The organism is Kocuria sp. SM24M-10 (genome assembly GCF_001027955.1).
In the GTDB taxonomy this organism is placed as follows: Bacteria; Actinomycetota; Actinomycetes; order Actinomycetales; family Micrococcaceae; genus Kocuria; species Kocuria oceani.
Genome location: NZ_LDNX01000132.1, coordinates 16,578 through 38,205, shown reverse-complemented (window position 1 = coordinate 38,205; position 21,628 = coordinate 16,578). Strand labels below are relative to the sequence as shown.

Sequence of the window (21,628 nt, the reverse complement as noted above, 5' to 3'; positions counted from 1 at the left end):
GGGATTACCTTCCCTTCCCGGCGCCGGCGAGGTCGACCTTGAACACCTTGATGGCGACGAAGGCGATGAGCAGCACGCACACGAACAGGATCACGGAGATCGCGGAGCCGAGCCCGATCTCCAGTCGGCCGATGGAGGTGCGGTAGGCGAGCAGGGACAGCGTCTCGGTGCCGTACTGGCCCTGCGTCATGATGAAGATGTTGTCGAAGATGCGGAACGCGTCCAGCGCGCGGAACACGACGGCCACCATGATCGCGGCCTTCATGTTCGGCAGGATCACCCGGGACATCCGCTGCCACCACGTGGCGCCGTCCACGCGGGCGGCCTCCGTGTACTCGCTGGGGACCTGGGCCAGGCCGGCCAGCAGGAGCAGGGAGATGAACGGGGTGGTCTTCCAGATCTCGGAGGCCATGATCACGAACAGGGCCGACCACGTGTTCGAGAACCAGTTGAAGTCGGGGCCGATGCCCGGGACCCAGTCGAACCAGTTGTTGATGTAGCCGGTGGTGATGTCGAACGCGTAGAACCACGCGAAGGCGGAGACCACCGTGATGATGCCGTAGGGCACCAGGATCGCGGTGCGCAGCAGGCCCTTGGTGCTGCGGATCGCGTTGTTCATCACGAGCGCCAGGGCGAAGCCCAGGACCAGCTCCACGACCACGGTGACCAGCGTGATCAGCACGGTGACGCCCAGGTCCCGCCAGAACACGTTGTCGGAGAGGACCGTGGCGTAGTTGCCGAGGAAGATGAACTCCTTGTTCCCCGGGTCGGTGAGCCGGAACGAGAAGAGGGAGTCCCACAGGGCCTGCAGGATCGGGTACATGGTGACCAGGAGCATCACGATGAACGCCGGGCCGGCGAGCATCCAGCCGAGCTTGCGCTCCGACCGGGCGCGGTCGGACATGAGCGGCTTCGCGCTGCGTCGTCCGCTCACCGGAGCCGGGGCGGCCTCCCGGGGACCGGTGCCGGGCGCGTTGGGATTGACGACGGTGCTCATAGCAGCTGGTCTCCCTTCAGGACGGATTCGATGAACTCCGCGGTCGTGCGGGGCGTGTCCTCGGTGACGGACGCCGGCGGGGTCCACTGCTGCTGGATGGCGGTGGAGACCTCGTTGTAGTAGGGGGTCTGCGGGCGCGGCGCGGCCTGGTCGAGGGACTCGCGGATGGTCTCGTACATCGGGAAGGCCTCCCGGACCTCCGGGTCCTCGTAGGCGGCCTCGGACGCGGCCGGGTTGCCGTTGCTCACGAAGTAGTAGGCCTGGTTCTCGGGCTGGACGATGCACTCCACCGCCTCCCACGCCAGCTCCTGGTGCTCGGAGGTGGCGCCCACGCCCAGGTTGATCCCGCCCAGCGGGGGAGCGGAGGGCTCGTCCGGGTTCACCCGCGGCCACAGGGCCCAGCCGATGTCCTCGAACATGGACTGCTCCACGGTCCCGCCCTCCACGGCCGCTGCGGTGGCCGCGTAGATGAAGGGCCAGTTGACCATGAAGGAGCCGTCGTCGGACTGGAACTGGATCATCGAGGCGTTCTCGTCCGAGGTCGGCAGGCCCGGCCCGCCGAGCCCGTCACGGCCGATGGTGCCCACGATCTCGGCCGCCTGCTGCGCGGCCTCCGAGTCCATGCCGATCACGATCTCGTCGGCCGGGGCCTCCGGGTTCTCGATGATGTCGCCGCCGGCGGACTTGATCAGGCCGTTCACCCACACGGTCATCGACTCGGCCGAGGTGCCCTGCACGCCCAGGTACTTGTCCTGCTCCCGGGCGGCGTCCATGATCTGCTTCCAGGTCACCGGCTCGTCCATGTTCAGGCCGGCGGCCTCCGCCACGGACTCCCGGTACCAGAGCAGCTGCGTGTTGGCCCAGAAGGGCACCGACACCAGCTCGTCCTTCCACTTCGCGCCCTCGAGGGGACCGGCCAGGACGTCCTGGGTGGTGGCCTCCTCGACGTCGCCGGGCACGGGGGCCAGGAAGCCCGGCTCGGCCAGCTCGGGGATGAAGGGCGGGTCCAGGCTCATGATGTCCATCGACGTGTCCCCGGCCGCGAGACGCCGGGCGAGCTGCTCGCGCTGGGACGCGGCGTCGCGCGGCAGCAACGAGGTCTCGATGTTGTAGCGGCCCCCGGACTTCTCCGAGCACCGCTGGGCCAGCTCCGCCTGCCCGCCGGCGTCGGGGTTGATGTACCAGGTGAGGGTGGGGGTGCCGCCGGCGTCGGCGTCACCGCATCCCGTCAGGATCAGGGCGCCCACGGCGCCCAGGGCGGCGGCAGCGCTGCGCCGTCGCCTCCCGGGGGCCCTGTGGGGGTGTGAGGTGGTGGTCAACGGTCTGTTCCTCCCCTTCGGCGATGTGGCGGCCCGCGAGGGGCGCCGAAAGGGTCCGGTGGGACCTGCTCGGCGGGACGGTCGGTGGTGCGTGCTGCCGGGTGACCACCCCTGCGCGGAGCTTCAGTCTATGAGTGCGGTACGTCACAGACCAGTAACCTGTGGTTTTGCGAACGGGCGCGGACTGCGCGGGCGGGGTGCCGCGCCGCGGGTCAGGCGAGGAGCAGGGCCACGCCGGCCATGGTCAGCATGGCCACGACCGTGGTGAGCAGCACCGTGTCGCGGCACAGCTGCTCGGCCCTCCCGTAGCGCACGGCCGCGACGTAGATGTTCTGGGCGGTGGGCAGCGCCGCCATCACCACCACGGCGTAGAGCAGGTGCCCCTCCAGGCCCAGGGCGTAGCGGGCGAACAGGAAGGCCAGCACCGGGTGCAGCAGCAGCTTCAGCGCGGCGGCGAGCACCACGTCCCGGCGCGGGCTCGTCCCGGCCCGCAGCGGGGAGGCGCCCACCAGGGAGACGCCGAAGGCCATCAGCATCGCGGGGATGGAGGCCCCGGCCACCAGCTCCACCGGTTCGTGCACGACCTCGGGCAGCCGCCAGCCGGCCACCGCGAACAGGATCCCGAGCCCGGAGCCCATGATCATCGGGTTGGTCACCACGTTGCCCAGGATGCTGCCGAGGCTCGGCCGGCGGCCGTCGGTCAGGACGTCCATGATCGTCAGGTAAACGGGGGTGTTCAGGGCCAGCTGGAACAGGATGACCGGCACCACCATGGTCGCGTCCCCGAGCACGAACGTGGCGATCGGGATGCCGAGGTTGGCGGAGTTCACCTGGGAGGCGGCCTGGGCGCCCATCACGGTGGTCGCCGCGTCCCGGTGCAGCACCCACCGGGCGAGCCCGGCGTGCACGAGGGCGGTGGCCACCGCCGAGACGGCCGCCACCAGCAGGGGGGCGGAGAGCAGGCGGCCGATGTCGGCCTCGGAGATGGTGAGGAACAGCAGCGGCGGGCTGGCCACGTAGAAGGCGAACTTGCTCAGCACCAGCTGCCCCTGCGGCCCCAGCACCCGGCGGCGGCCCACCACGTATCCGGCGCCGATGACGGCCCACACGATGAAGAACCCCGAGAACACTCCGGCCACGGGTTCCTCCTCGGACTGTCGGGACCCGCGGGATCGGGCCCCTACAGTTCTATCCCATGGCGGAGGGCCCTCCGGACAGGACGTCCCCGAGGACGGGCGGCGACGGTCGCGTCAGCCGAGCGGCAGGTCGGCCCGCGCCGCGGCGAGGGTCCGGGAGAGCGGGGGGCGGGCGACGCCGTCGAGCAGGGCCTCGGCGGGATCCGCGCCGAGGTCGGCGATCCGGTTCTGCGCGTCCACGTGCACCACGCGGGGCACGTGGACGCGCGCCTCGGCGTCGTCCATCTGGGCGTAGCTGATGAGGATGACGATGTCGCCGGGGTGCACGAGGTGCGCGGCGGCGCCGTTGATCCCGACGACGCCGGAGCCGCGCTCGCCGGCGATGGTGTAGGTCTCCAGCCGGGCGCCGTTGGTGACGTCCACGATGGAGACGAGCTCGCCCGGCAGGATGTCGGCGGCGTCCAGGAGGTCCTGGTCCACGGTGACCGAGCCGACGTAGTGGAGATCGGCCTGGGTCACGACGGCCCGGTGGATCTTGGCCTTGAACATGGTGCGCAGCATGACGGGAGATCTGCTCCTCGTGGGCGGGGTGCGGGGTGCGGCTCCGGTCGGGCGCCGGAGCGTCGGACGCCGGGGTCCGGGGAGGGCCGGGGCGCGAGAACATTCTACCGGGGCCGCCCCGGGCACGACGAACGCCCCGGCCGTGGGGGCGCGGGGCGTTCGGTGCGAGAGCGGCTGACGGGAATCGAACCCGCGTATCAGGCTTGGGAAGCGTGCGCTCTACCATTGAGCTACAGCCGCGCATCCGTGATCCGTCCGGTGCGTGCACCGGACGGGGACACCACAACACTGTACACGATCTGCCGGGGCCGGGCAGGACCGGGGAACAGGGCCCGGGGGAGCGGCGTGCGCTACCTTGGGGACCGTGCTGATCTCTGACCGCGACATCCGCCGTGAGCTCGACGGTGGCCGGGTCGTCCTCGAGCCCTACGACCCCGCCCTGATCCAGCCGGCCAGCATCGACGTGCGGCTGGACCGCTGGTTCCGGCTCTTCGACAACCACAAGTACGCGCACATCGACCCCTCGGTGGAGCAGCCGGAGCTCACGCGCCTCGTGGAGGTCGACCCGGAGGAGGCCTTCGTGCTCCACCCCGGGGAGTTCGTCCTGGGCTCCACCTACGAGAAGGTGAGCCTCCCGGACGACATCGCCGCCCGGCTGGAGGGCAAGTCCTCCCTGGGGCGGCTGGGGCTGCTGACGCACTCCACCGCCGGGTTCATCGACCCGGGCTTCTCGGGGCACGTCACGCTCGAGCTCTCCAACATGGCGACGCTGCCCATCAAGCTGTGGCCCGGCTCCAAGATCGGGCAGCTGTGCTTCTTCCGGCTGTCCTCGCCCGCGGAGCACCCGTACGGGGACGGCGCCTACGCCAACCGGTACCAGGGGCAGCGCGGCCCGACGGCCTCGCGCAGCCACCTCGGGTTCTCCCGCACCCGCATCTGAGGCCCGGCGCCCCCGTCCTCGCGCCGGGTCCGTCCGCGCACCGGCTCCCTGCCCCGCCGCGCACCGTGGGCGGCGCTGCGGTGATCGGTTCCGCGCCGCGGCTCAGGCGCGCCGCGTGGTCCCGGCGCCGCCGAGGTCCCGGACGCGCTCGGGGTCACGGGCGCCGAGGAGCAGGAGCAGGCCCGCGCCGATCACCAGGAGAATGCCCAGGATCCCCCAGCGCTGGGCGCCGAGCACGGAGACGAACACGGCGAACAGGGTGGGTGCCAGGAAGCTCACGGCCCGGCCGGTGGTGGCGTAGAGGCCGTACAGGGCGCCCTCGTGGCCCGTGCGGGTGAGCCTGCCCAGGAACGTCCGGGAGGCCGACTGCGCCGGACCCACGAACAGGCACAGCAGCAGCCCGCAGACCCAGAACGCGGCGGTGCCGTCCAGGAACAGCAGCGGGGTGCCCGCCAGCAGGATGCAGACCAGGGACGCCACGATGACGCGCTTGGGGCCCACCCGGTCGTCGAGCTGTCCGCCCGCGAGCGCTCCCACACCGGCGGCCACGTTCCCGACGATCGCGAAGACGATGACCTCGGTGAGGGTGAAGCCGAAGGTCCCGGCCGCGATCACGCCGCCGAACGTGAACACGGCGTTGAGCCCGTCCCGGAACACCGCGGAGGAGAGCAGGAACCACAGCGTCTGCGGGGCGTCCCGGTACAGCTCCCGCAGGCTCGCCCACAGCTGCCGGTAGGACCGGAGCACGGACGGGCGCGGGCCCCGGTGCGTGGGGCGGATCTCGGGCACCACGAACAGGACGGGGATCGAGAACAGGGCGATCCACAGGCCCGAGAACAGTGCGACGGCCCGGATGTTGAGCGCCTCCTCCTCGGGCAGGCCGAGGAACCCCGGGCTCACGAAGCCGAACAGGACGATGGACAGGGCCACGATCCCGCCGAAGTAGCCCAGCGCCCAGCCCTGCCCGCTCACCCGGCCGATGTGCTCGCGGCCCGCGATGCCGGGGAGCATCGCGTTGTAGTTGACCACCGCGAACTCGTCGAAGACGTTGGCCAGAGCCAGCAGCGCCACGCCCAGGTAGAGGAACGGGTACTCCGGGTAGACCAGGAAGCACAGCGCGGTGAGCAGCGCGGTGAGCATCGTGTTGACGCCCAGCCACAGCTTCCGGCGCCCGGCGCCGTCGCTGCGCTGCCCGACCACGGGGGCGAGCAGCGCCACGACGACGCCCGCGGCGCCGATCCCGTACCCCAGCACCTGGGAGGCGTGGTCCTCCCCGCCGAACGGGTCGCCGGTGAGATAGACGGTGAAAACGAACGTGGTCATCACGGCGTTGAAGGCCGCGGAGCCGGCGTCCCACAGGCTCCAGGCCCACACGTGGGAGCGGCGCGGCGTGAAGGGGGCCGCGGGCGGCGCGGACGGAGGGGAGGGGGAACCAGGGGGCGCGGTGTCCATGGCAGTCATGCTAGGCCCGCGGTGCCCCGCCGGGGCGTCGGCCTCGCCGGGACCGCGCATCCCGGCGCTGCGGAGCGATTGCCCAGCGGATTGACCGGGAGCGTCCAGGTCTCGGCCGCGGGCAACCGCGGAGGGCCGCAGAGCCCCTTTGATAGTCTGGACGCCCCGGGCGCGCCCCGGCATCCCCGTGCTCGCACAGGTCCTCCGTGCCCCGCGTCCGGGCCCCTCGACGCCCGCCCGCTGAACTGCTCACCGCTCCCCGGAGGCGCCTGATGACCGTTGTGCTCCTGCTCCACGCAGTGGTGGCCACGGTCGCGCCCCTGCTGTTCGCGCGGATGGGACGCAGCGCCTTCTACCTGCTGGCTGCGGTTCCCCTCGCCGGGTTCCTGTGGCTGCTGTTCTCCGCCCCGCGGGTGTACGGCCCGGACGGCGGGTGGACCGAGGCGGTGGAGTGGATCCCCTCCCTGGGACTGGACCTGGCCCTGCGGATGGACGCCCTGGCGTGGACCATGTCCCTGCTCGTGCTCGGGGCCGGGTCCCTCGTCCTCTTCTACTGCGCCCGCTACTTCAAGCCCGGCGCCGGTGATCTCGGGGGCTTCGGAGCCCAGCTGCTCGCCTTCGCCGGGGCCATGTTCGGGCTGGTGACCGCCGACGACATGCTGGTGCTGTTCGTCTTCTGGGAGATCACCACCGTCCTGTCCTTCCTGCTCATCAGCTACAGCCGGGCCCGGCTGTCCGCCCGGCGCGCGGCCCTGCAGGCGCTCGTGCTGACCACGGCCGGCGGACTGTCCATGCTCGTGGGCATCGTGATGCTGGGCCAGGCCGCCGGCACCTACCGGATCTCCGAGGTGCTCGCGGCGGCCCCCGAGCTGGCCCAGCGCGGCACCGTGGTGGACGTGGCGGTGTTCCTGCTCCTCGTCGGCGCCGTGACCAAGTCCGCCCTGATCCCGCTGCACTTCTGGCTGCCCGCCGCGATGGCCGCGCCCACGCCCGTGTCCGCGTACCTGCACGCCGCCGCCATGGTCAAGGCCGGCGTGTACCTGGTGGCCCGGTTCGCCCCCGGCTACGCCGAGACGGCGCTGTGGCAGCCCACGGTGATGATCCTGGGCCTGGGCACCATGATCTTCGGCGGCTGGGCCGCGCTGAAGCAGTACGACCTCAAGCTCGTCCTCGCCTACGGCACCGTCAGCCAGCTCGGCTTCCTCGTCGTCGTCGTGGGCCGGGGCGCGGCCGACACCGCGCAGGCCGGCATGGCCATGCTCCTGGCCCACGGCCTGTTCAAGGCCACGCTGTTCCTCGTGGTCGGCATCATCGACCACCGGGCGGGCACCCGGGACATCCGGCGGCTCTCCGGCCTGGCCCGCCGCGTGCCCGTGCTGTTCGCCGTCTCCGCCGTGGCCGCCGCCTCCATGGCCGGGCTGCCGCCGCTGGCGGGCTTCGTGGCCAAGGAGTCGGTGCTGGCCGCGTTCACCCACGAGACGGACAGCGCGGCGGGGGTCGTGGTGCTCGCCGGGCTGGTGCTCGGCTCGGTGCTGACCTTCGCCTACAGCGCCCGCTTCCTGTGGGGCGGCTTCGCGCAGAAGTCCGCGGAGTTCTCCGAGCTCGACGCCGGGGCGGACGGCAAGGCCGTGATCAGCGACATGGAGCGCGTCGAGCCCGGCTTCCTGGCCGCCCCGCTCGTGCTCGCCGTCCTCACCGTGGCCTACGGGCTCTGGCCGCAGCCGGTCACCGCCATGCTCCAGCCCTACGTGGACCAGTTCCCCGACCCGGGCGGGCACGAGTTCTACCTCGCCCTGTGGCACGGACTCACCCCGGCCCTGGGCCTGTCGGCGGTCATCGTCGCGGGCGGGCTGCTCATGTTCCTGGCCCGGCGCCCTGTCGCCGATCTCCAGCGCGCGCTGCCCTCGCTGCCGCCCGGAGAGCTCCTCTACCGGCGGACCATCAACGTCCTGGACCTGGTCGCGGTGTGGATCACCGGGCGCACCCAGCGCGGATCGCTGATGTTCTACCTCTCGGTCATCCTCGTCACCGCGATCGTGGTGCCCCTCGTGGCCCTGGTCGTGGAGGAGACCCCGCCGCTGGGCACCCTGCGGCTCTCGGACGGCCCGGCCCAGCTGATCGCCGGGGCGGCCATGGTCGTGGCGGCCCTGCTGGTGCCCCTGGCGAAGAAGCGCTTCCTGGCCGTGCTCCTGGTCTCGGTCACCGGCTACGGCCTGGCGCTGATGTTCGCCCTGCAGGGGGCCCCGGACCTCGCCCTGACCCAGACGCTCGTGGAGACCATCCTGCTCGTGGCGTTCGTGCTGGCGCTGCGCTCGCTGCCCGCGCCGCTGTGGCACCGCAACCCCGCCGGGCGCCGGCTCCTGCGCGGCACCATCGCGGTGGCCTTCGGGCTGTTCATGATGGCCCTGGCGGCCTTCAGCATCTCCTCGCGCACGGCCGAGCCCATCTCCCTGCAGCTGCCGCGGATGGCCTACGAGCTGGGCGACGGGCAGAACGTGGTCAACGTCATCCTGGTGGACATCCGGGCGTGGGACACCTTCGGGGAGATCTCCGTGCTGGTGCTCGCCGCGACCGGTGTGGCGTCCCTGATCTTCGTCACCGGCCGCGGGGACCGGATCGTGCGCTCCGGCGACGACCCGAACACCGAGCAGCTGCGGATCCTGCGCCGGCGCAGCGCCGCGGCCGTGGTCCCGTCCGGCGCGGAGCTGGACGCCGTGGTCGACCGGCGCACCCCCGAGGACCCGGAGGACCCCTACCTGCTGGCGGGGCGGACCCTGGCGCCCGAGCGGCGCTCGATCGTCTTCGAGGTGGTCACCCGCCTGCTCTTCCACACGTTCATGATGGTCTCCCTCTACCTGCTGATCGCCGGGCACAACGACCCGGGCGGCGGGTTCTCCGGCGGGCTCATGGCCGGACTGGCCCTGACCGTGCGCTATCTCGCGGGCGGGCGCTTCGAGCTGGAGCGCGCCACTCCCATCAACGCCGGCACGATGCTGGGGACGGGGCTGGCGCTCGCCGCCCTCTACGCCCTCACCCCGGTGTTCCTGGGCGGCTCCGTGATGCAGAGCTACACCGTGGAGGTGGAGCTGCCGGTCTTCGGGCACGAGAAGTTCGTGTCCGCACTGGTCTTCGACATCGCGGTCTACCTGATCGTCGTCGGGCTCGTCCTCGACATCCTGCGCTCGCTGGGCGGGCGGATCGACGAGCGGATCGAGGAGGACGCCGTGCGCCGGCGCCGGAGGACGCCCGGACGCGGCACCCGCATCAGGGTCACCCGGCAGCGCCGGGTGACCGCGGGGTCGTCCGTGGCGACGTCGGCGACCTCACCCACCCCGGTCACGACTGCCGGGGCGGGGCCCGACGAAGGGAACGAGCACCGATGAGCGTGAACCTGACCCTGCTGGTCGTGATGGGCGTGCTCTACGCCGTGGGGGTGTACCTCCTGCTCGAGCGCTCGCTCACCCGGGTGCTGCTGGGACTGATGCTGCTCACCAACGGCACGAACCTGCTGATCCTGCACGCGGGCGGCATCCCCGGACTCGCTCCGCTCTACGACAGCTCGATCGCCGCGGAGGACTACAGCGACCCGCTGCCCCAGGCGCTGATCCTCACCGCCATCGTCATCTCGCTGGCCGTCACCGCGTTCCTGCTCGGGATGATCTACCGCTCCTGGGTGCTCGGCCGCCGCGACGAGATCCAGGACGATGTGGAGGACCGGCGCGTGGCCCGGCAGTCCTCCTACGACCTGGAGGACGACGCCGAGGTGCCCGCCGAGACGACCGAGTTCGAGGAGGCGCCCCGCCGCGACGACCGCGACGACGACCCCGATGGCGACCCCGGGGAGGACCTCGGCGAGGACCTCGAGACGCCCGGTCTCCCCGGGCCCCGGCGGAAGGGGGCCCGATGACCCTCCACCTCGCCCAGCTGGCCCCGCTGGCGGTCATCATCCCCTTCCTGGGCGCGGCCCTGAGCCTCGTGCTGCTGCGGCGCAACGCCCTGCAGCGCGCCGTGGCGATCGGTTCGCTGGTGCTCACCCTCGTGGTCGAGGCCGTGGTGCTGGTGAGCACGTGGGACGTCGGTCCCCAGGCCGTCCACCTGGGCGGCTGGGCGGCGCCCTGGGGCATCGTCATGGTCGTCGACCAGCTCTCCTCGCTGATGCTCGTGGTCTCCACGGTCGTCTCGCTCGCGGTGCTGGTCTACGCCAGCGGGCAGGGCGTGGCCGACGGCGACAAGGAGGGCCCGATCTCGATCTTCCACCCCTCCTTCCTCATCCTCGTGGCCGGGGTCTCCAACGCCTTCCTCGCGGGTGACCTGTTCAACCTGTACGTGGGCTTCGAGATCCTGCTCACCGCGTCCTACGTCCTCATGACGATGGGCGGAACGGTCCAGCGGATCCGCACGGGCGTCACCTACGTGGTGGTCTCCGTGATCTCCTCGGTGCTCTTCCTGATCACCATCGCCATGATCTACGCGGCCACGGGCACCATCAACATGGCCGACCTCTCCGTGAAGCTCGCCGACCTGCCGGTGGGCACCCAGATGCAGCTGCACGTCATGCTGCTCATCGCCTTCGGCATCAAGGCGGCGGTGTTCCCGCTGTCCTTCTGGCTGCCGGACTCCTACCCGACGGCCTCCGCCCCCGTCACCGCCGTGTTCGCCGGGCTGCTGACCAAAGTGGGCGTCTACTCGATCATCCGCACGGAGACCGTGCTGTTCCCGGGGGACCGGCTCGACACCCTGCTGATGTGGGTCGCGCTGCTCACCATGGTGGTGGGCATCCTGGGCGCGCTCGCCCAGATCGACATCAAGCGCATGCTGTCCTTCACCCTCATCAGCCACATCGGCTACATGATCTTCGGGGTGGCCGTGGGCAGCCAGGAGGCGCTCTCCGCCACGGTCTACTACGTGGCCCACCACATCGTGATCCAGACCAGCCTGTTCCTGGTGGCCGGGCTGATCGAGCGCCGCGGCGGATCCACGAACGTGGACCGGCTCGCGGGCATGGCCAGGATCTCGCCGCTGCTGGCGCTGCTCTACCTGGTGCCCGCGCTGAACCTGGGCGGCATCCCGCCGTTCTCCGGCTTCCTCGGCAAGACGGGGCTGCTGCAGGCCGGTGTGAACCGGGGCGACCCGCTCGCCTACGTCCTGGTGGCGGGCTCCGTGGCGGTGTCCCTGCTGACCCTGCTGGCCATGATCCGCGTGTGGAACCGCGTGTTCCTGCGCACCCCGGAGGACGCGGAGTACCCGGACCCGATCCTGCTGGCCCCGGTCCCGGCGGGCTCGCGCTTCCTCCTGACCTCCGGGTCCGTCGACGACCAGGAAGGGCAGTTCGCCGGCAAGGGCGACGTGCGGCTGATGTCGCCCTCCATGCTCGGCGGCGCCTCCGCGCTCGTCGTCGTCGGCGTGGCCCTCACCGTCTTCGCCGGCCCGATCTTCCAGCTCGCGGACAACGCGGCCGAGAACCTCGTCCGTCCCGAGCGCTACGTCGCGGCCGTGCTGGACCCCGGATCGGTTCCCCGCCCCGTGGTGGAGGAGGCCCCGTGAGCTCGCGCCCCAAGAACTCCCTGCTCGTCGAGCTGCCGCTGCTGGTGTGGCTCGTGCTCGTCTGGGGTGCCCTGTGGGGCGACTTCGGCCTGGGCAACCTGCTGTTCGGCGCGCTGCTGGCACTGCTCGTGACCTGGGTGCTCTACCTGCCCCCGGTGCAGCTCTCGGGCCGGTTCAACCTGCTGCAGTTCGCCCTCTTCGCCGTGACCTTCGTGTGGCAGGTCGCCAAGGCCAGCGTGGGCGTCATGCTCGTCGCGATCCTCGTGGGCCCGCGGGCCCGCAACGCGGTCGTGGGCGTGGAGCTGCGCACGCGCTCGGACCTGCTGCTCACCGCCACCGGCCACACCATGGCCCTGATCCCGGGCTCCATCCTCGTGGAGGTGGACCGCTCCCGGTGGACGCTCTACTTCCACGCGCTCAACGTCCGCACCCCCGAGGAGGCCGAGTCCTTCCGGCGCTCCGTGCGGCAGGTCGAGGCCGCGTGGATCCGCATCATGGGCACCCGGGAGGAGCTCACCGCCCTGCGGGCCGAACGCCGCGGGGGAGGCGCGGCGGAGTCCGAGCAGCGGGACAGCGCGGCGATCGGCTCCCCGGTCACGGCCGAGCAGCAGATCGTCGGCGGCCGGCGAGGAGACGTCCCCGCCGGGTCCACCGGGAACACCGGAACCACTGAGAATCCTCGGGCCGCCGAGAACCCCCAGACCACCGAGGAGGACCGCTCGTGATGGAGATCGCCGTGGCCGTCGCGGCCGTGCTGCTCAGCACGGCCGCCGCGGGCACCCTGTACCGGCTGGCCAAGGGGCCGTCGCTGCTGGACCGGGTGGTGGCCACCGACGTCCTGCTGGCGATCGTGGCGGCGTCGCTCGCCGTGGAGATGGCCTACCACGGCCATCTCGACAACCTCATCCTCATGGTGATCGTCTCCCTGGTGGGGTTCATCGGCGCCGTGACGGTGGCGCGCTTCGCCACCCAGACCGCCGAGCACGGGAAGTGAGCCCCGTGCTGGACACCGTCCTGGACGCCGCCGCCGCCGTGTGCCTGGTCCTCGGAGCGCTGATGTCCCTGGCCGCGGCGATCGGGCTGGTCCGGTTCCCGGACCTGCTGACCCGCATGCACGCCGGGACCAAGCCGCAGGTGTTCGGGCTGCTGCTCATGCTCACCGCCGTCGCCCTGGAGAACCGGGACCCGGTCATGATCCCGCTGATCATCCTGGGCTGGGTCTTCCAGCTGCTCACCGTGCCCGTCTCGGCGCACATGGTCGGCCGTTCCACCTACCGCACCAAGCACCTCAACCGGGCCACCCTCACGCAGGACGACCTGCAGGAGGTGCTCAACCGTGCCGGTGAGCAGGACGGCGGCGGGCAGGCCGCGGCCGGGGCGGCCCTCACCGACGCGGCCCTCACCGACCCGCCGGGCGCGGACGGGCAGCACGCCGACGGACAGCAGACTGACGGATCCGGGAGGACGCGTTAGGCTGGGCACGATCGACGGGCGCATCCGCGCCGCCCCGACGACAAGGAGCAGCAGTCCATGAACACGAAGATCCTCGAACTCGCCGGCACCGGCCTCTCGCTGGGCGGCGTGGCGCTCTCCCACAAGGTGCTCGGCGCCGCGTGGACGCGCATCACGGGGGACCCGCCCCCCGCCAAGAACCCGGACCCGGACGAGGCGTGGACCGGCATCATCATCTGGTCGCTCGTCACCGGCCTCGTCGGCACGGTGATCAAGGTCGCGATCTCCCGCCAGGTCGCGAAGATGGAGAACCAGCCCCGGAACAACCCCAAGGCCTCCAGCCAGGCCGAGGTCTGATCCCCGGGGACCACCTCACGAAGGGGCCGGTCCGCCCGGACACCGCAACGGTGTCCGGGCGGACCGGCCCCTTCGCCGTCCGGCGGACGCGCCGCGGGAGGAGCGCCGGACTCCCCGCGGGCAGGAACGGAACGGCGGACGTGCCGGCGGCAGCACCGGCGACAGTCCAGGCGACGGTCCGGATGTCAGTGCGTGCGGCGGTGCGGGCAGGGGAGGGGTAGACTCGGTGCCACTGAAACGACAGGGGAGCGCACCCCGCCGACAACGGCGGCACAGCGCTGAGAGTGCGGATCACCGCAGACCCTCGAACCTGCTCCGGTTAGCACCGGCGAAGGGAGTCGAGCACCTCAGGGGCGACTCGCGGACGTGAGCTCCATCCGTGTCCGCGCGGACCCCTCCCCTCCTGGCACCGATGGCTCGCTGAGCCCAGGAGGAACGCACCATGAACACCACCACGCACCGTCCCGCCGGCCGCAACCGTGCGCCCGGGTCCTCGTCCTGGCGGGTCGTCGACATCGTCGTGGCCGCCGTCCTCGCCGCCGTGTGCGCGGTCGTCTTCTGGGCGTGGTCGAACCTGCTCTATCCCGTGGTCGGAGCCGCCGCGGTGACCTATCCGCCCGCCGTGGGGCTGATCGCCGGCGGCTGGCTCGTGGCCGGCGTGCTCGGCGGTCTGATCATCCGCAAGCCGGGCGCCGCGCTGTTCTGCGAGCTGCTCGCCGCCGTCATCGAGGGCTTCCTGGGCACCCACTTCGGCTGGACCGTGATCCTGTCCGGTCTGCTCCAGGGCATCGGGGCCGAGCTGGTCTTCGCCGCGGTGCGCTACCGCCGCTACAACGCCGCGGTGGCCGCCGCGGCGGGCGCGGTCAGCGGCATCTTCCTGGGCGTCAACGAGAGCATCATCTACAACTACGAGTGGGCCCTCGGCCACCAGGTGGTCTACGTGGTCCTCGCGGCCCTCTCGGGCGCGGTGCTCGCCGGCCTGCTGATGTGGGCCGTGGTGAAGGCGCTCGCAGCCACCGGCGTGCTGCAGGGCCTGGCCTCGGGCCGGGTCGCACGGCGATGACCGCCGCGGCGGTGCGTCCTCCCGGCACGCCCGCCGCCGCGGGGGCCCGCGTCGAGGCCCGCGGCTTCGGCTGGCACCACCCCGGCCGGGAGGCCCCCGCCCTGCGGGGCATCGACCTGGTGGTCGAGCCGGGGGAGCGGGTGCTGCTGCTGGGGCCGAGCGGGGCGGGCAAGTCGACGTTCCTGCACGCCCTCGCGGGGGTCCTGCACGACGACGACGGGCTCTCCCGCCACGGGGAGCTGCTGCTCGACGGCACGGACCCGGACCGGGCACGGGGACGCGCCGGGCTCGTGCAGCAGGACCCCGAGTCCCAGGTGGTCCTGTCCCGTATCGGGGACGACACCGCCTTCGGCCTCGAGAACCTCGCCGTGCCCCGGGAACAGATCTGGCCCCGGGTCCGCGCCGCCCTCGACGACGTGGGGCTGGCCCTGCCGCTCGACCATCCCACCGCCGCCATGTCCGGCGGGCAGAAGCAACGCCTGGCGCTCGCCGGTGCCGTGGCGATGAGCCCGGGGCTGCTCCTGCTCGACGAGCCCACCGCGAACCTGGACCCCGCAGGGGTGCGGCAGGTCCGGGACGCGGTGGCACGGTGCCTGGACCGCAGCGGGGCCACTCTGGTGGTCGTGGAGCACCGCGTGGCGGTGTGGGCCGACGTCGTGGACCGTGTCGTCGTGCTCGGGCGCGACGGGGGGATCACGCACGACGGGTCCCCGGCGCAGGTCCTGGGAGAGGCCGCCGACGAGCTGAGCCGCGCCGGGGTCTGGGTTCCCGGGCGGGTCCCGCCCACCCGCGCGCCCGCCCGTCCCCGGGGGGACGCGGAGCCGCTGCTGAGCGCGGCCGCGCTGGCCGTCTCGCGCACCCAGCCCTCCGCACGGCAGCTGCGCGCCCGGCGCCGGGCGCGGCGGCGGGGCCGGGCGCTGAGCGATGCCGCGGCGGGCCGGGACCTCCCGGCCGCGGTGACCGACGTGGGACTGGACCTGCTCCGTGGCCGGGCACTGGCCGTGACGGGCGCCAACGGCACCGGGAAGTCGACCCTCGCGCTCACCCTGGCGGGCCTGCTGGCGCCCGTGCGCGGCACCGTGACCGCGCACCCGGCCCTGGCCCGCGGCGCCGGACCGGACCCGCTGGAGTGGGCCGGACCGGACCTGGTGGCCCGCGTCGGGACGGTCTTCCAGGAGCCCGAGCACCAGTTCCTGCGCGCCACCGTGCGGGCCGAGCTCGAGCTCGGCCCCCGTCTGGCGGGCACCCCGGCGGCCGACCGGGACCGTCGCACGGGAGAGCTGCTCGACCGGCTGCGGCTGACCCACCTGGCGGACGCGAACCCCTTCACCCTCTCCGGCGGTGAGAAGCGGCGGCTGTCGGTGGCCACGGTGCTGGCCACCGATCCGGACGTCCTGGTGCTCGACGAGCCCACGTTCGGCCAGGACGCCCTGACCTGGGCCGAGCTCGTGGACCTGCTCCTGGAGGTCGTGGACGCCGGCACGGCCGTGCTCGCAGTCACCCACGACGAGGACTTCGTGCGGGCGCTCGGGGCCGAGGTGCTGGAGCTGGGAACGTCCGCCCCCGGGATCGTGCCGGAGCCGGTCGCTCCCGCACGTGGCGCCGTGGTGGAGTCCGGTGCTGCTGGACGGGGCGTCGCGCTGAAGTCGGGTGCTCCTCGACGGGGTGCCGTGGTGGAGTCCGGTGCGCCCGCACAGGGCGTCGTGGTGGAGCCGGGCACGCCCGTGCCGGGGCTCCGGGCGGCCACGGAGCAGGTCCGGTGAGCGCGCCCGTGATCGGCCCGGCGGCCCGGGCCTCCCTGCTGGGCCGCGCCCATCCCGTGGTGAAGCTGGCCGGTGCCCTGGCCCTGACCGTGACGCTGCTGCTCAGCGCGGATCCCGTGACGTCGGGGATCGTGCTGCTGGGCGAGGTGCTGCTGCTGACGCTGGCCGGACGGCGCCCGCCGGCGCAGCTGCTGCGCGCCTGGCCCCTGTTGCTCGCGGCGCTCGTGAGCGGATGGGGCACGGCGCTGCTCGCCGAGGACTCCGGGCCGGTGCTGCTCGACCTGGGGATCACCGAGCTCTCGGCCGGGTCGGTCGCCGCGGGCGCGGCGATCGCCCTGCGCGGGCTCGCGCTGGCGCTCTCGGGCCTGCTCGTCGTGCTCAGCACGGATCCGACGGACCTCGCCGACGGACTGGCCCAGACGCTGCGGCTGCCCGCCCGGTTCGTGCTGGCCTCCTTGGCGGCCCTGCGCCTGGTGGGCGTGATGCTCACCGAGTGGTCCACGCTGGCGATGGCCCGCCGGGCCCGCGGCGCCGGCTCGGGGCACGGCCCGGTGGGCGTGCTGCGGGAGTTCGGCGGGCAGGCGTTCACCCTGCTGGTCCAGTCCCTGCGCCGTGCCACGCGGCTGTCGGTGACCATGGAGGCGCGCGGCTTCGGCGCGGGCCCGCGCACGTGGGCCCGGGTCCCGGGACACTCCTGGAGGGACGCCGTGGTGCTGGCGGGGTGCGCCGCCGTGGCCGTGGCGGGACCGGTGGCCTCCGTCCTGCTCGGGACGCACCGGTTCATCTGGGCCTGAGGCCGGGGCGACACGCCTGCGGATGCCTGTCGCCCACCCGTCAGGCCTGCGTGTCCCCACCCGTCACGGCCTTCGCCCCTGCAGGTCGCGCGGCCGTGCCCGTCACGCCCGGGCCACCCAGCCCGTCACGAGGCGGGTGAGTTCCGCGTCCACGGGCAGCGGGTGGGAGTCGAGCCGGCGCACCGGTACGGCGAGCCGCACGCTGGAGACGAGCCAGAGGGCGTCCGCCACCAGGAGGTCGGCGGACTGCAGGGGTCCGTGGCCCAGCTCCCAGCCGTCGCGCCGGGCGGCGTCGAAGATCGTGGCCTGTGTGGTGCCGGGGAGGATTCCCTGCGAGGGCTCCGGGGTCACGAGGGTGCGGACGCCCTCGCGCACGCGGGCGCAGACCACGGAGGACGTGGCGCCCTCCAGGATCCGGCCGTCCGGGGCCGTGAAGATCGCCTCGTCCGCGCCGAGGGAACGGGCATGGCGCAGGGCGGCCATGTTGATCGCGTAGGACAGGGTCTTGGCCCCGGGCAGCAGCCACGGATGCGCGGCGTCCTGCGCCGGGTCGTGGCCGCGGGGCAGCAGCACCGCGGAGACTCCCTCCCGGCGCTGCCGGAAGGTGGACTCCGGTACGGGGCTCACGGCCACCCACGACCACGGGCCGGCTTCGGGGGTGCCGCGGCTGACGACCACCTTGACGCTGTGCTCGGCGCCCAGCCCTCCGTCCCCGCCGGGGGCCGCGTGGGCGAGCCCCAGCTCGACGGCCTGCCGCAGCACCTGCGCCGAGGGCACGGGGAGCTGGGCCAGGCGCGCCGAGGCGGACAGGCGCCGGTGGTGGACGGCGAACTTCTGCACCCGCCCGTCGACGACGCGCAGGCTCTCGAACACCCCGTCCCCGCGGGTGAGTCCCTGGTCGTCGACGCGCACGAGCGGGACGGCCGGGTCGGCGAGGACCCCCTCCGGGTGTGCGGCGTCGAGGACGACGACGGTGCTGGTCACGGTTGTCTCCTGTCGGTGCGGGCGCCCGCTCAGTGGACGGGGCCGGGGTGCAGGACGTCGACCTGCTCCCAGACGTGGTCATCCGCCAGGTAGGCGTCCTCCTGGGCGGCCCACTGCTCCCAGTGCTCGGCGTAGTACGCGCCGTCCCGGCTCAGGGCCCGGTCGTAGCGCAGCGCGGTGGGCAGCTCGACCCAGACCGAGACGTCCAGCAGGGTCCGGGCGGCGGCCGAGCAGGCCCCGACGCCCTCCAGGACGACGACCTCCGCGACGCGTGTCAGGCGGGGGGTGCCCGGGGACCCGGTGACCCAGTCCCAGGCGCTCCACTCGGCGTCCCGGCCGGCGCGGAGAGGGGTGAGGACCTCCTCCACGTAGGTCCGGGTGCCGGGGCGGAGACCGTCCCAACCCGGGTAGAGGTCCTCCATGTGGAAGAGGGTCACGTCCCGCACGGGACGGAGCACCTCGGCGAGCTGCTCGGCCAGGGTCGTCTTCCCCGCGCCCGAGCGCCCGTCGATGCCGATGAGCCAGGGACGTCGGGTGGGGGTGGGAAGCAGCCGGGCCAGGTTGGTGCCGGCCGGGTGGGCCGCGGCGACCGCGGCGTCCACCTCCAGCTCGATGTCGATCACGCGTCTCCGGCGTCCCGGGCGCGGCCGGTGCCGGGGACCGCGGCGTCCAGTTCCCCGGCGACGGCGCGGACCACCCCCGGCACGGCGGCGGCGATCATGCCGTAGGTGGTCTCGAAGTCCTCGGCGCCCCCGTACCAGGGGTCGTAGATGCCCAGCTCGGTGTGCTCGGAGCCGGCGACGGCGGGGTCGAACTCCCGCAGCAGGCGCACCTTCTCGGCGCCGGGAGCGTCCGGGGCGAGGGCGCGCAGGCGCCGCCAGTGGACGAGGTCCAGGGCGAGCACGAGGTCGCGGTCCGCGAACCGGGCCGGGTCGAAGGCCTGGGCGGCGTGCGCGGAGGCGTCCAGCCCCTCGCGGCGCAGCAGGTCCCCGGCCCGCGGGTCGACCGGGTTGCCGAGCTCCTCGTCGCTCACGCCGGCGGAGTCGACGCGCACGCGCTCGCCCAGACCGGCGGCCTCGAAGGCGCGGCGCAAGGCGAACTCCGCCATGGGCGAGCGGCAGATGTTGCCGGTGCACACGGCCACGATCGAATACATAGCGGGCAGTCTAAGCCGGACGGGGCCGGGACGAGAAGTGCGGCCGCCGCCCGGAGGCGACGGCCGCACTTCTCGTCCTGGGGGGTCAGGTGCGGTCCCGGTCCTGACGGAGCGGGAGATCCGCGTCCGGTGCCGGTTCCGGTTCCGGGTGCGGCCGATCGGGGTGCTGGCGGGATCCGTCCGGGTTCAGGACCGATCCGTCCGGGGCCGCACGCGATCCGGTCTCCGCGTCGAGGTCGATCTCCTGGCCGTTCTCGTCGACGCGCCGGTACCAGTCGGTCACGGCGGGGTCGTGTGAGTCGAACGTCTCGCCGGCGGCCCGGGCGCCCGGGGCGTGCTCCACCTGGAGGGCGAAGTCGTCGCCGTGCTCCTCGATGCCGTGGATCACGGCCTTGCGCACGGCCGTGACGGCGAACTCGTGCCGGATCGTGGCGGGGTCGCTGCGCAGGTCCTTGTAGAAGGAGACCATCAGGAAGGCGACGATCACCGCGAACGGCAGGGCCGAGACGGTCACGAGGTTCTGCATCCCGGTCAGGGCGTCGTCGCCGCCCACGAGCATCATGACCGTTGCGATGCCGCCCAGGGACAGGCCCCAGAACACGACGATGGAGCGGTTGGGCTCGGGCCGACCGCGCTGGGACAGGGTGCCCATGACGATGGACGCCGAGTCCGCGCTGGTCACGAAGAAGATGCCGATGATGACCATGGCGAGCACCGACGTGATCGCGCCCAGGGGCAGGGCGTCGAGCATCCCGAACAGCACGGCCTCCTGGCCGCCCGCGGCCGCGAGGTCGGTCCCGGTGCGCTGCAGGTACATGGCGGTGCCGCCGATGACCACGAACCAGAGCACGCACATCGAGGAGGGCACCACGAGCACCACGGTCACGAACTGGCGCAGCGTGCGGCCACGGGAGATCTTGGCGATGAACATGCCGACGAACGGGGACCAGGACAGCCACCACGCCCAGTAGAAGACGGTCCAGCCGCCGGCGAAGGCGGTCGAGTCCTCGCCCCAGCCGCCGGTCTGCCCGGTCATCCACAGGTACTCCTGCAGGTAGGTGCTGAACACGGCCGGCACGAGGTCCAGGATCAGGACGGTGGGCCCGGCCACGAACACGAACAGGGCCAGCAGGAAGGCCAGCAGCAGGTTCGTGTTGGACAGGTAGCGGATGCCGCGGGCCACACCGGAGACGGCGGAGACCACGAAGGCGGCGGTGAGCACGGCGATGACCGCGATCAGGCCGCCGTTGCCCAGCGGGCCCCACCCGGCCACGATCTCGAGGCCCCGCGAGATCTGCAGCGCGCCGATCCCCAGGGAGGCCGCGGTGCCGAAGAGGGTCGCGAAGATGGCGAACACGTCGATGAGCCGGCCCAGGCTGCCCTCGGCGCGCTGCTGGCCGATCAGCGGCACGAAGATGCGGCTGATGAGCGGGGGACGGCCGCGGCGGTAGGCGCCGTAGGCGACTGCCGAGCCGACCACGGCGTACATGGCCCAGGGGTTGAGACCCCAGTGGAAGGCCGTCTGGACGAGGGCGTAGACGGTCATCTCCTCCGACCCGGGATCCGCGCCGAAGCCGGGGACGCCCGCGCCGAAGTGGCTCAGCGGCTCGGAGGCGCCGTAGAACATCAGGCCGATGCCCATGCCCGCGGCGAAGAGCATGGCCAGCCACGAGAAGAAGGAGTACTCGGGCTTCTCGTCGTCCATGCCCAGCGGGATGCGGCCGGTGCGGCTGAAGCCGACGACGAGCATGAACAGCACGGCGGCCGTGGACAGCGCGGTGAAGAACCAGCCGGCGTTGCCCGTCACCCAGCCCAGAGCCGCGGTGGAGGCGGCGGTCAGGGACTCGGTGGAGAGCACGCCCCACGCGATGAACGCCACGATCAGCGCGGCGGTGACGAGGAAGACCACCTTGTCCGTGCCGTATCGCAGCTTCTGGTCCTCCACGGCGATGCCGGGGACCAGCGCGGGGTGGATGCCGTGCGGATAGTTGATCTCCCGCAGCACCTCGCGCGGCTTGGGCCGGTGGGGTGAGCCGTTCGGGCTCTCTGACTGCGGCGTATGGGGTGGTGTGGTGCTCACGGAGGCTCCTGCGGTGTCGGGTGCGTGCGG

General features: G+C 72.7%; 20 protein-coding genes, 1 tRNA gene and 1 riboswitch. Of the genes, 11 read left to right on the top strand and 10 right to left on the bottom strand.

What is annotated here, in order from left to right; genetic code table 11:
* Positions 1 to 4: 4 nt before the first annotated feature.
* The 5 genes from ABL57_RS15945 to ABL57_RS15925 all read right to left on the bottom strand — a co-directional run bounded on the left by ABL57_RS15945 (position 5) and on the right by ABL57_RS15925 (position 4,253).
* Positions 5 to 997, bottom strand: a complete 993-nt coding sequence (locus tag ABL57_RS15945) for a carbohydrate ABC transporter permease (RefSeq protein ID WP_047804460.1) — start codon at positions 995 to 997, stop codon at positions 5 to 7.
* Positions 994 to 2,316 carry an extracellular solute-binding protein gene (locus tag ABL57_RS15940; RefSeq protein WP_047804459.1) on the bottom strand — a complete coding sequence of 441 codons (1,323 nt, stop codon included), beginning with the start codon at positions 2,314 to 2,316 and terminating at the stop codon, positions 994 to 996. Before ABL57_RS15940 ends, ABL57_RS15945 begins: the two co-directional genes overlap by 4 nt.
* Positions 2,317 to 2,528: 212 nt before the next feature.
* Positions 2,529 to 3,455 (bottom strand): AEC family transporter, encoded by a 927-nt coding sequence (locus tag ABL57_RS15935; RefSeq protein WP_047804458.1) that lies wholly within the window; start codon positions 3,453 to 3,455, stop codon positions 2,529 to 2,531.
* A 111-nt stretch (positions 3,456 to 3,566) separates the two neighbouring features.
* Complete coding sequence (gene panD, locus ABL57_RS15930) at positions 3,567 to 4,013, bottom strand: aspartate 1-decarboxylase (RefSeq protein WP_047804457.1); 447 nt, start codon at positions 4,011 to 4,013, stop codon at positions 3,567 to 3,569.
* 169 nt (positions 4,014 to 4,182) lie between these two features.
* Positions 4,183 to 4,253: transfer RNA gene (locus ABL57_RS15925), tRNA-Gly, on the bottom strand.
* A 124-nt stretch (positions 4,254 to 4,377) separates the two neighbouring features.
* Between ABL57_RS15925 and dcd the strand changes: the two genes are divergently transcribed.
* Entirely contained in the window at positions 4,378 to 4,953 is a 576-nt protein-coding gene (dcd, locus tag ABL57_RS15920; protein WP_047804492.1) for a dCTP deaminase, read from the top strand.
* A 102-nt stretch (positions 4,954 to 5,055) separates the two neighbouring features.
* Here the strand turns inward: dcd and ABL57_RS15915 are convergent, their stop codons facing one another.
* A complete protein-coding gene (locus ABL57_RS15915; RefSeq protein WP_047804456.1) occupies positions 5,056 to 6,405 on the bottom strand; it encodes an MFS transporter in 1,350 nt (449 codons plus the stop codon).
* A 272-nt stretch (positions 6,406 to 6,677) separates the two neighbouring features.
* Between ABL57_RS15915 and ABL57_RS15910 the strand changes: the two genes are divergently transcribed.
* The 10 genes from ABL57_RS15910 (at position 6,678) to ABL57_RS15865 (ending at position 17,378) form a co-directional block, all read left to right on the top strand.
* Complete coding sequence (locus ABL57_RS15910) at positions 6,678 to 9,788, top strand: Na+/H+ antiporter subunit A (RefSeq protein ID WP_047804455.1); 3,111 nt, start codon at positions 6,678 to 6,680, stop codon at positions 9,786 to 9,788.
* Positions 9,785 to 10,312 (top strand): Na(+)/H(+) antiporter subunit C, encoded by a 528-nt coding sequence (locus ABL57_RS15905; RefSeq protein WP_047804454.1) that lies wholly within the window; start codon positions 9,785 to 9,787, stop codon positions 10,310 to 10,312. Before ABL57_RS15910 ends, ABL57_RS15905 begins: the two co-directional genes overlap by 4 nt.
* Entirely contained in the window at positions 10,309 to 11,949 is a 1,641-nt protein-coding gene (locus ABL57_RS15900; protein WP_047804453.1) for a Na+/H+ antiporter subunit D, read from the top strand. Before ABL57_RS15905 ends, ABL57_RS15900 begins: the two co-directional genes overlap by 4 nt.
* Entirely contained in the window at positions 11,946 to 12,674 is a 729-nt protein-coding gene (locus ABL57_RS15895) for a Na+/H+ antiporter subunit E (RefSeq protein WP_047804452.1), read from the top strand. Before ABL57_RS15900 ends, ABL57_RS15895 begins: the two co-directional genes overlap by 4 nt.
* Positions 12,671 to 12,943: a monovalent cation/H+ antiporter complex subunit F gene (locus tag ABL57_RS15890; protein WP_047804451.1), complete on the top strand. Its 273-nt coding sequence runs from the start codon at positions 12,671 to 12,673 to the stop codon at positions 12,941 to 12,943. The genes ABL57_RS15895 and ABL57_RS15890 overlap by 4 nt, the downstream gene beginning before the upstream one ends.
* A gap of 5 nt (positions 12,944 to 12,948) precedes the next feature.
* A complete protein-coding gene (gene mnhG, locus ABL57_RS23165; protein ID WP_371212488.1) occupies positions 12,949 to 13,422 on the top strand; it encodes a monovalent cation/H(+) antiporter subunit G in 474 nt (157 codons plus the stop codon).
* 57 nt (positions 13,423 to 13,479) lie between these two features.
* Positions 13,480 to 13,758, top strand: coding sequence for a DUF4235 domain-containing protein (locus ABL57_RS15880; RefSeq protein ID WP_047804449.1), 279 nt, complete (start codon positions 13,480 to 13,482; stop codon positions 13,756 to 13,758).
* A gap of 232 nt (positions 13,759 to 13,990) precedes the next feature.
* Positions 13,991 to 14,112: riboswitch (TPP riboswitch) on the top strand.
* Between the two features lie 88 nt (positions 14,113 to 14,200).
* A complete protein-coding gene (locus ABL57_RS15875) occupies positions 14,201 to 14,821 on the top strand; it encodes an ECF transporter S component (RefSeq protein WP_047804448.1) in 621 nt (206 codons plus the stop codon).
* Positions 14,818 to 16,584 (top strand): ABC transporter ATP-binding protein, encoded by a 1,767-nt coding sequence (locus ABL57_RS15870; protein WP_082157500.1) that lies wholly within the window; start codon positions 14,818 to 14,820, stop codon positions 16,582 to 16,584. Before ABL57_RS15875 ends, ABL57_RS15870 begins: the two co-directional genes overlap by 4 nt.
* On the top strand, positions 16,581 to 17,378 hold the full coding sequence (locus tag ABL57_RS15865) for an energy-coupling factor transporter transmembrane protein EcfT (RefSeq protein ID WP_053005043.1): 798 nt from the start codon (positions 16,581 to 16,583) through the stop codon (positions 17,376 to 17,378). The genes ABL57_RS15870 and ABL57_RS15865 overlap by 4 nt, the downstream gene beginning before the upstream one ends.
* 102 nt (positions 17,379 to 17,480) lie before the next feature.
* Here the strand turns inward: ABL57_RS15865 and ABL57_RS15860 are convergent, their stop codons facing one another.
* The 4 genes from ABL57_RS15860 to ABL57_RS15845 all read right to left on the bottom strand — a co-directional run bounded on the left by ABL57_RS15860 (position 17,481) and on the right by ABL57_RS15845 (position 21,598).
* Entirely contained in the window at positions 17,481 to 18,362 is an 882-nt protein-coding gene (locus ABL57_RS15860; RefSeq protein WP_047804447.1) for an aminotransferase class IV, read from the bottom strand.
* A gap of 29 nt (positions 18,363 to 18,391) precedes the next feature.
* Positions 18,392 to 18,985 carry a uridine kinase gene (locus ABL57_RS15855; RefSeq protein WP_047804446.1) on the bottom strand — a complete coding sequence of 198 codons (594 nt, stop codon included), beginning with the start codon at positions 18,983 to 18,985 and terminating at the stop codon, positions 18,392 to 18,394.
* Positions 18,982 to 19,518, bottom strand: coding sequence for a low molecular weight protein-tyrosine-phosphatase (locus ABL57_RS15850; RefSeq protein WP_047804445.1), 537 nt, complete (start codon positions 19,516 to 19,518; stop codon positions 18,982 to 18,984). The genes ABL57_RS15855 and ABL57_RS15850 overlap by 4 nt, the downstream gene beginning before the upstream one ends.
* An 85-nt stretch (positions 19,519 to 19,603) precedes the next feature.
* A complete protein-coding gene (locus ABL57_RS15845; RefSeq protein ID WP_082157499.1) occupies positions 19,604 to 21,598 on the bottom strand; it encodes a BCCT family transporter in 1,995 nt (664 codons plus the stop codon).
* Positions 21,599 to 21,628: the final 30 nt, after the last annotated feature.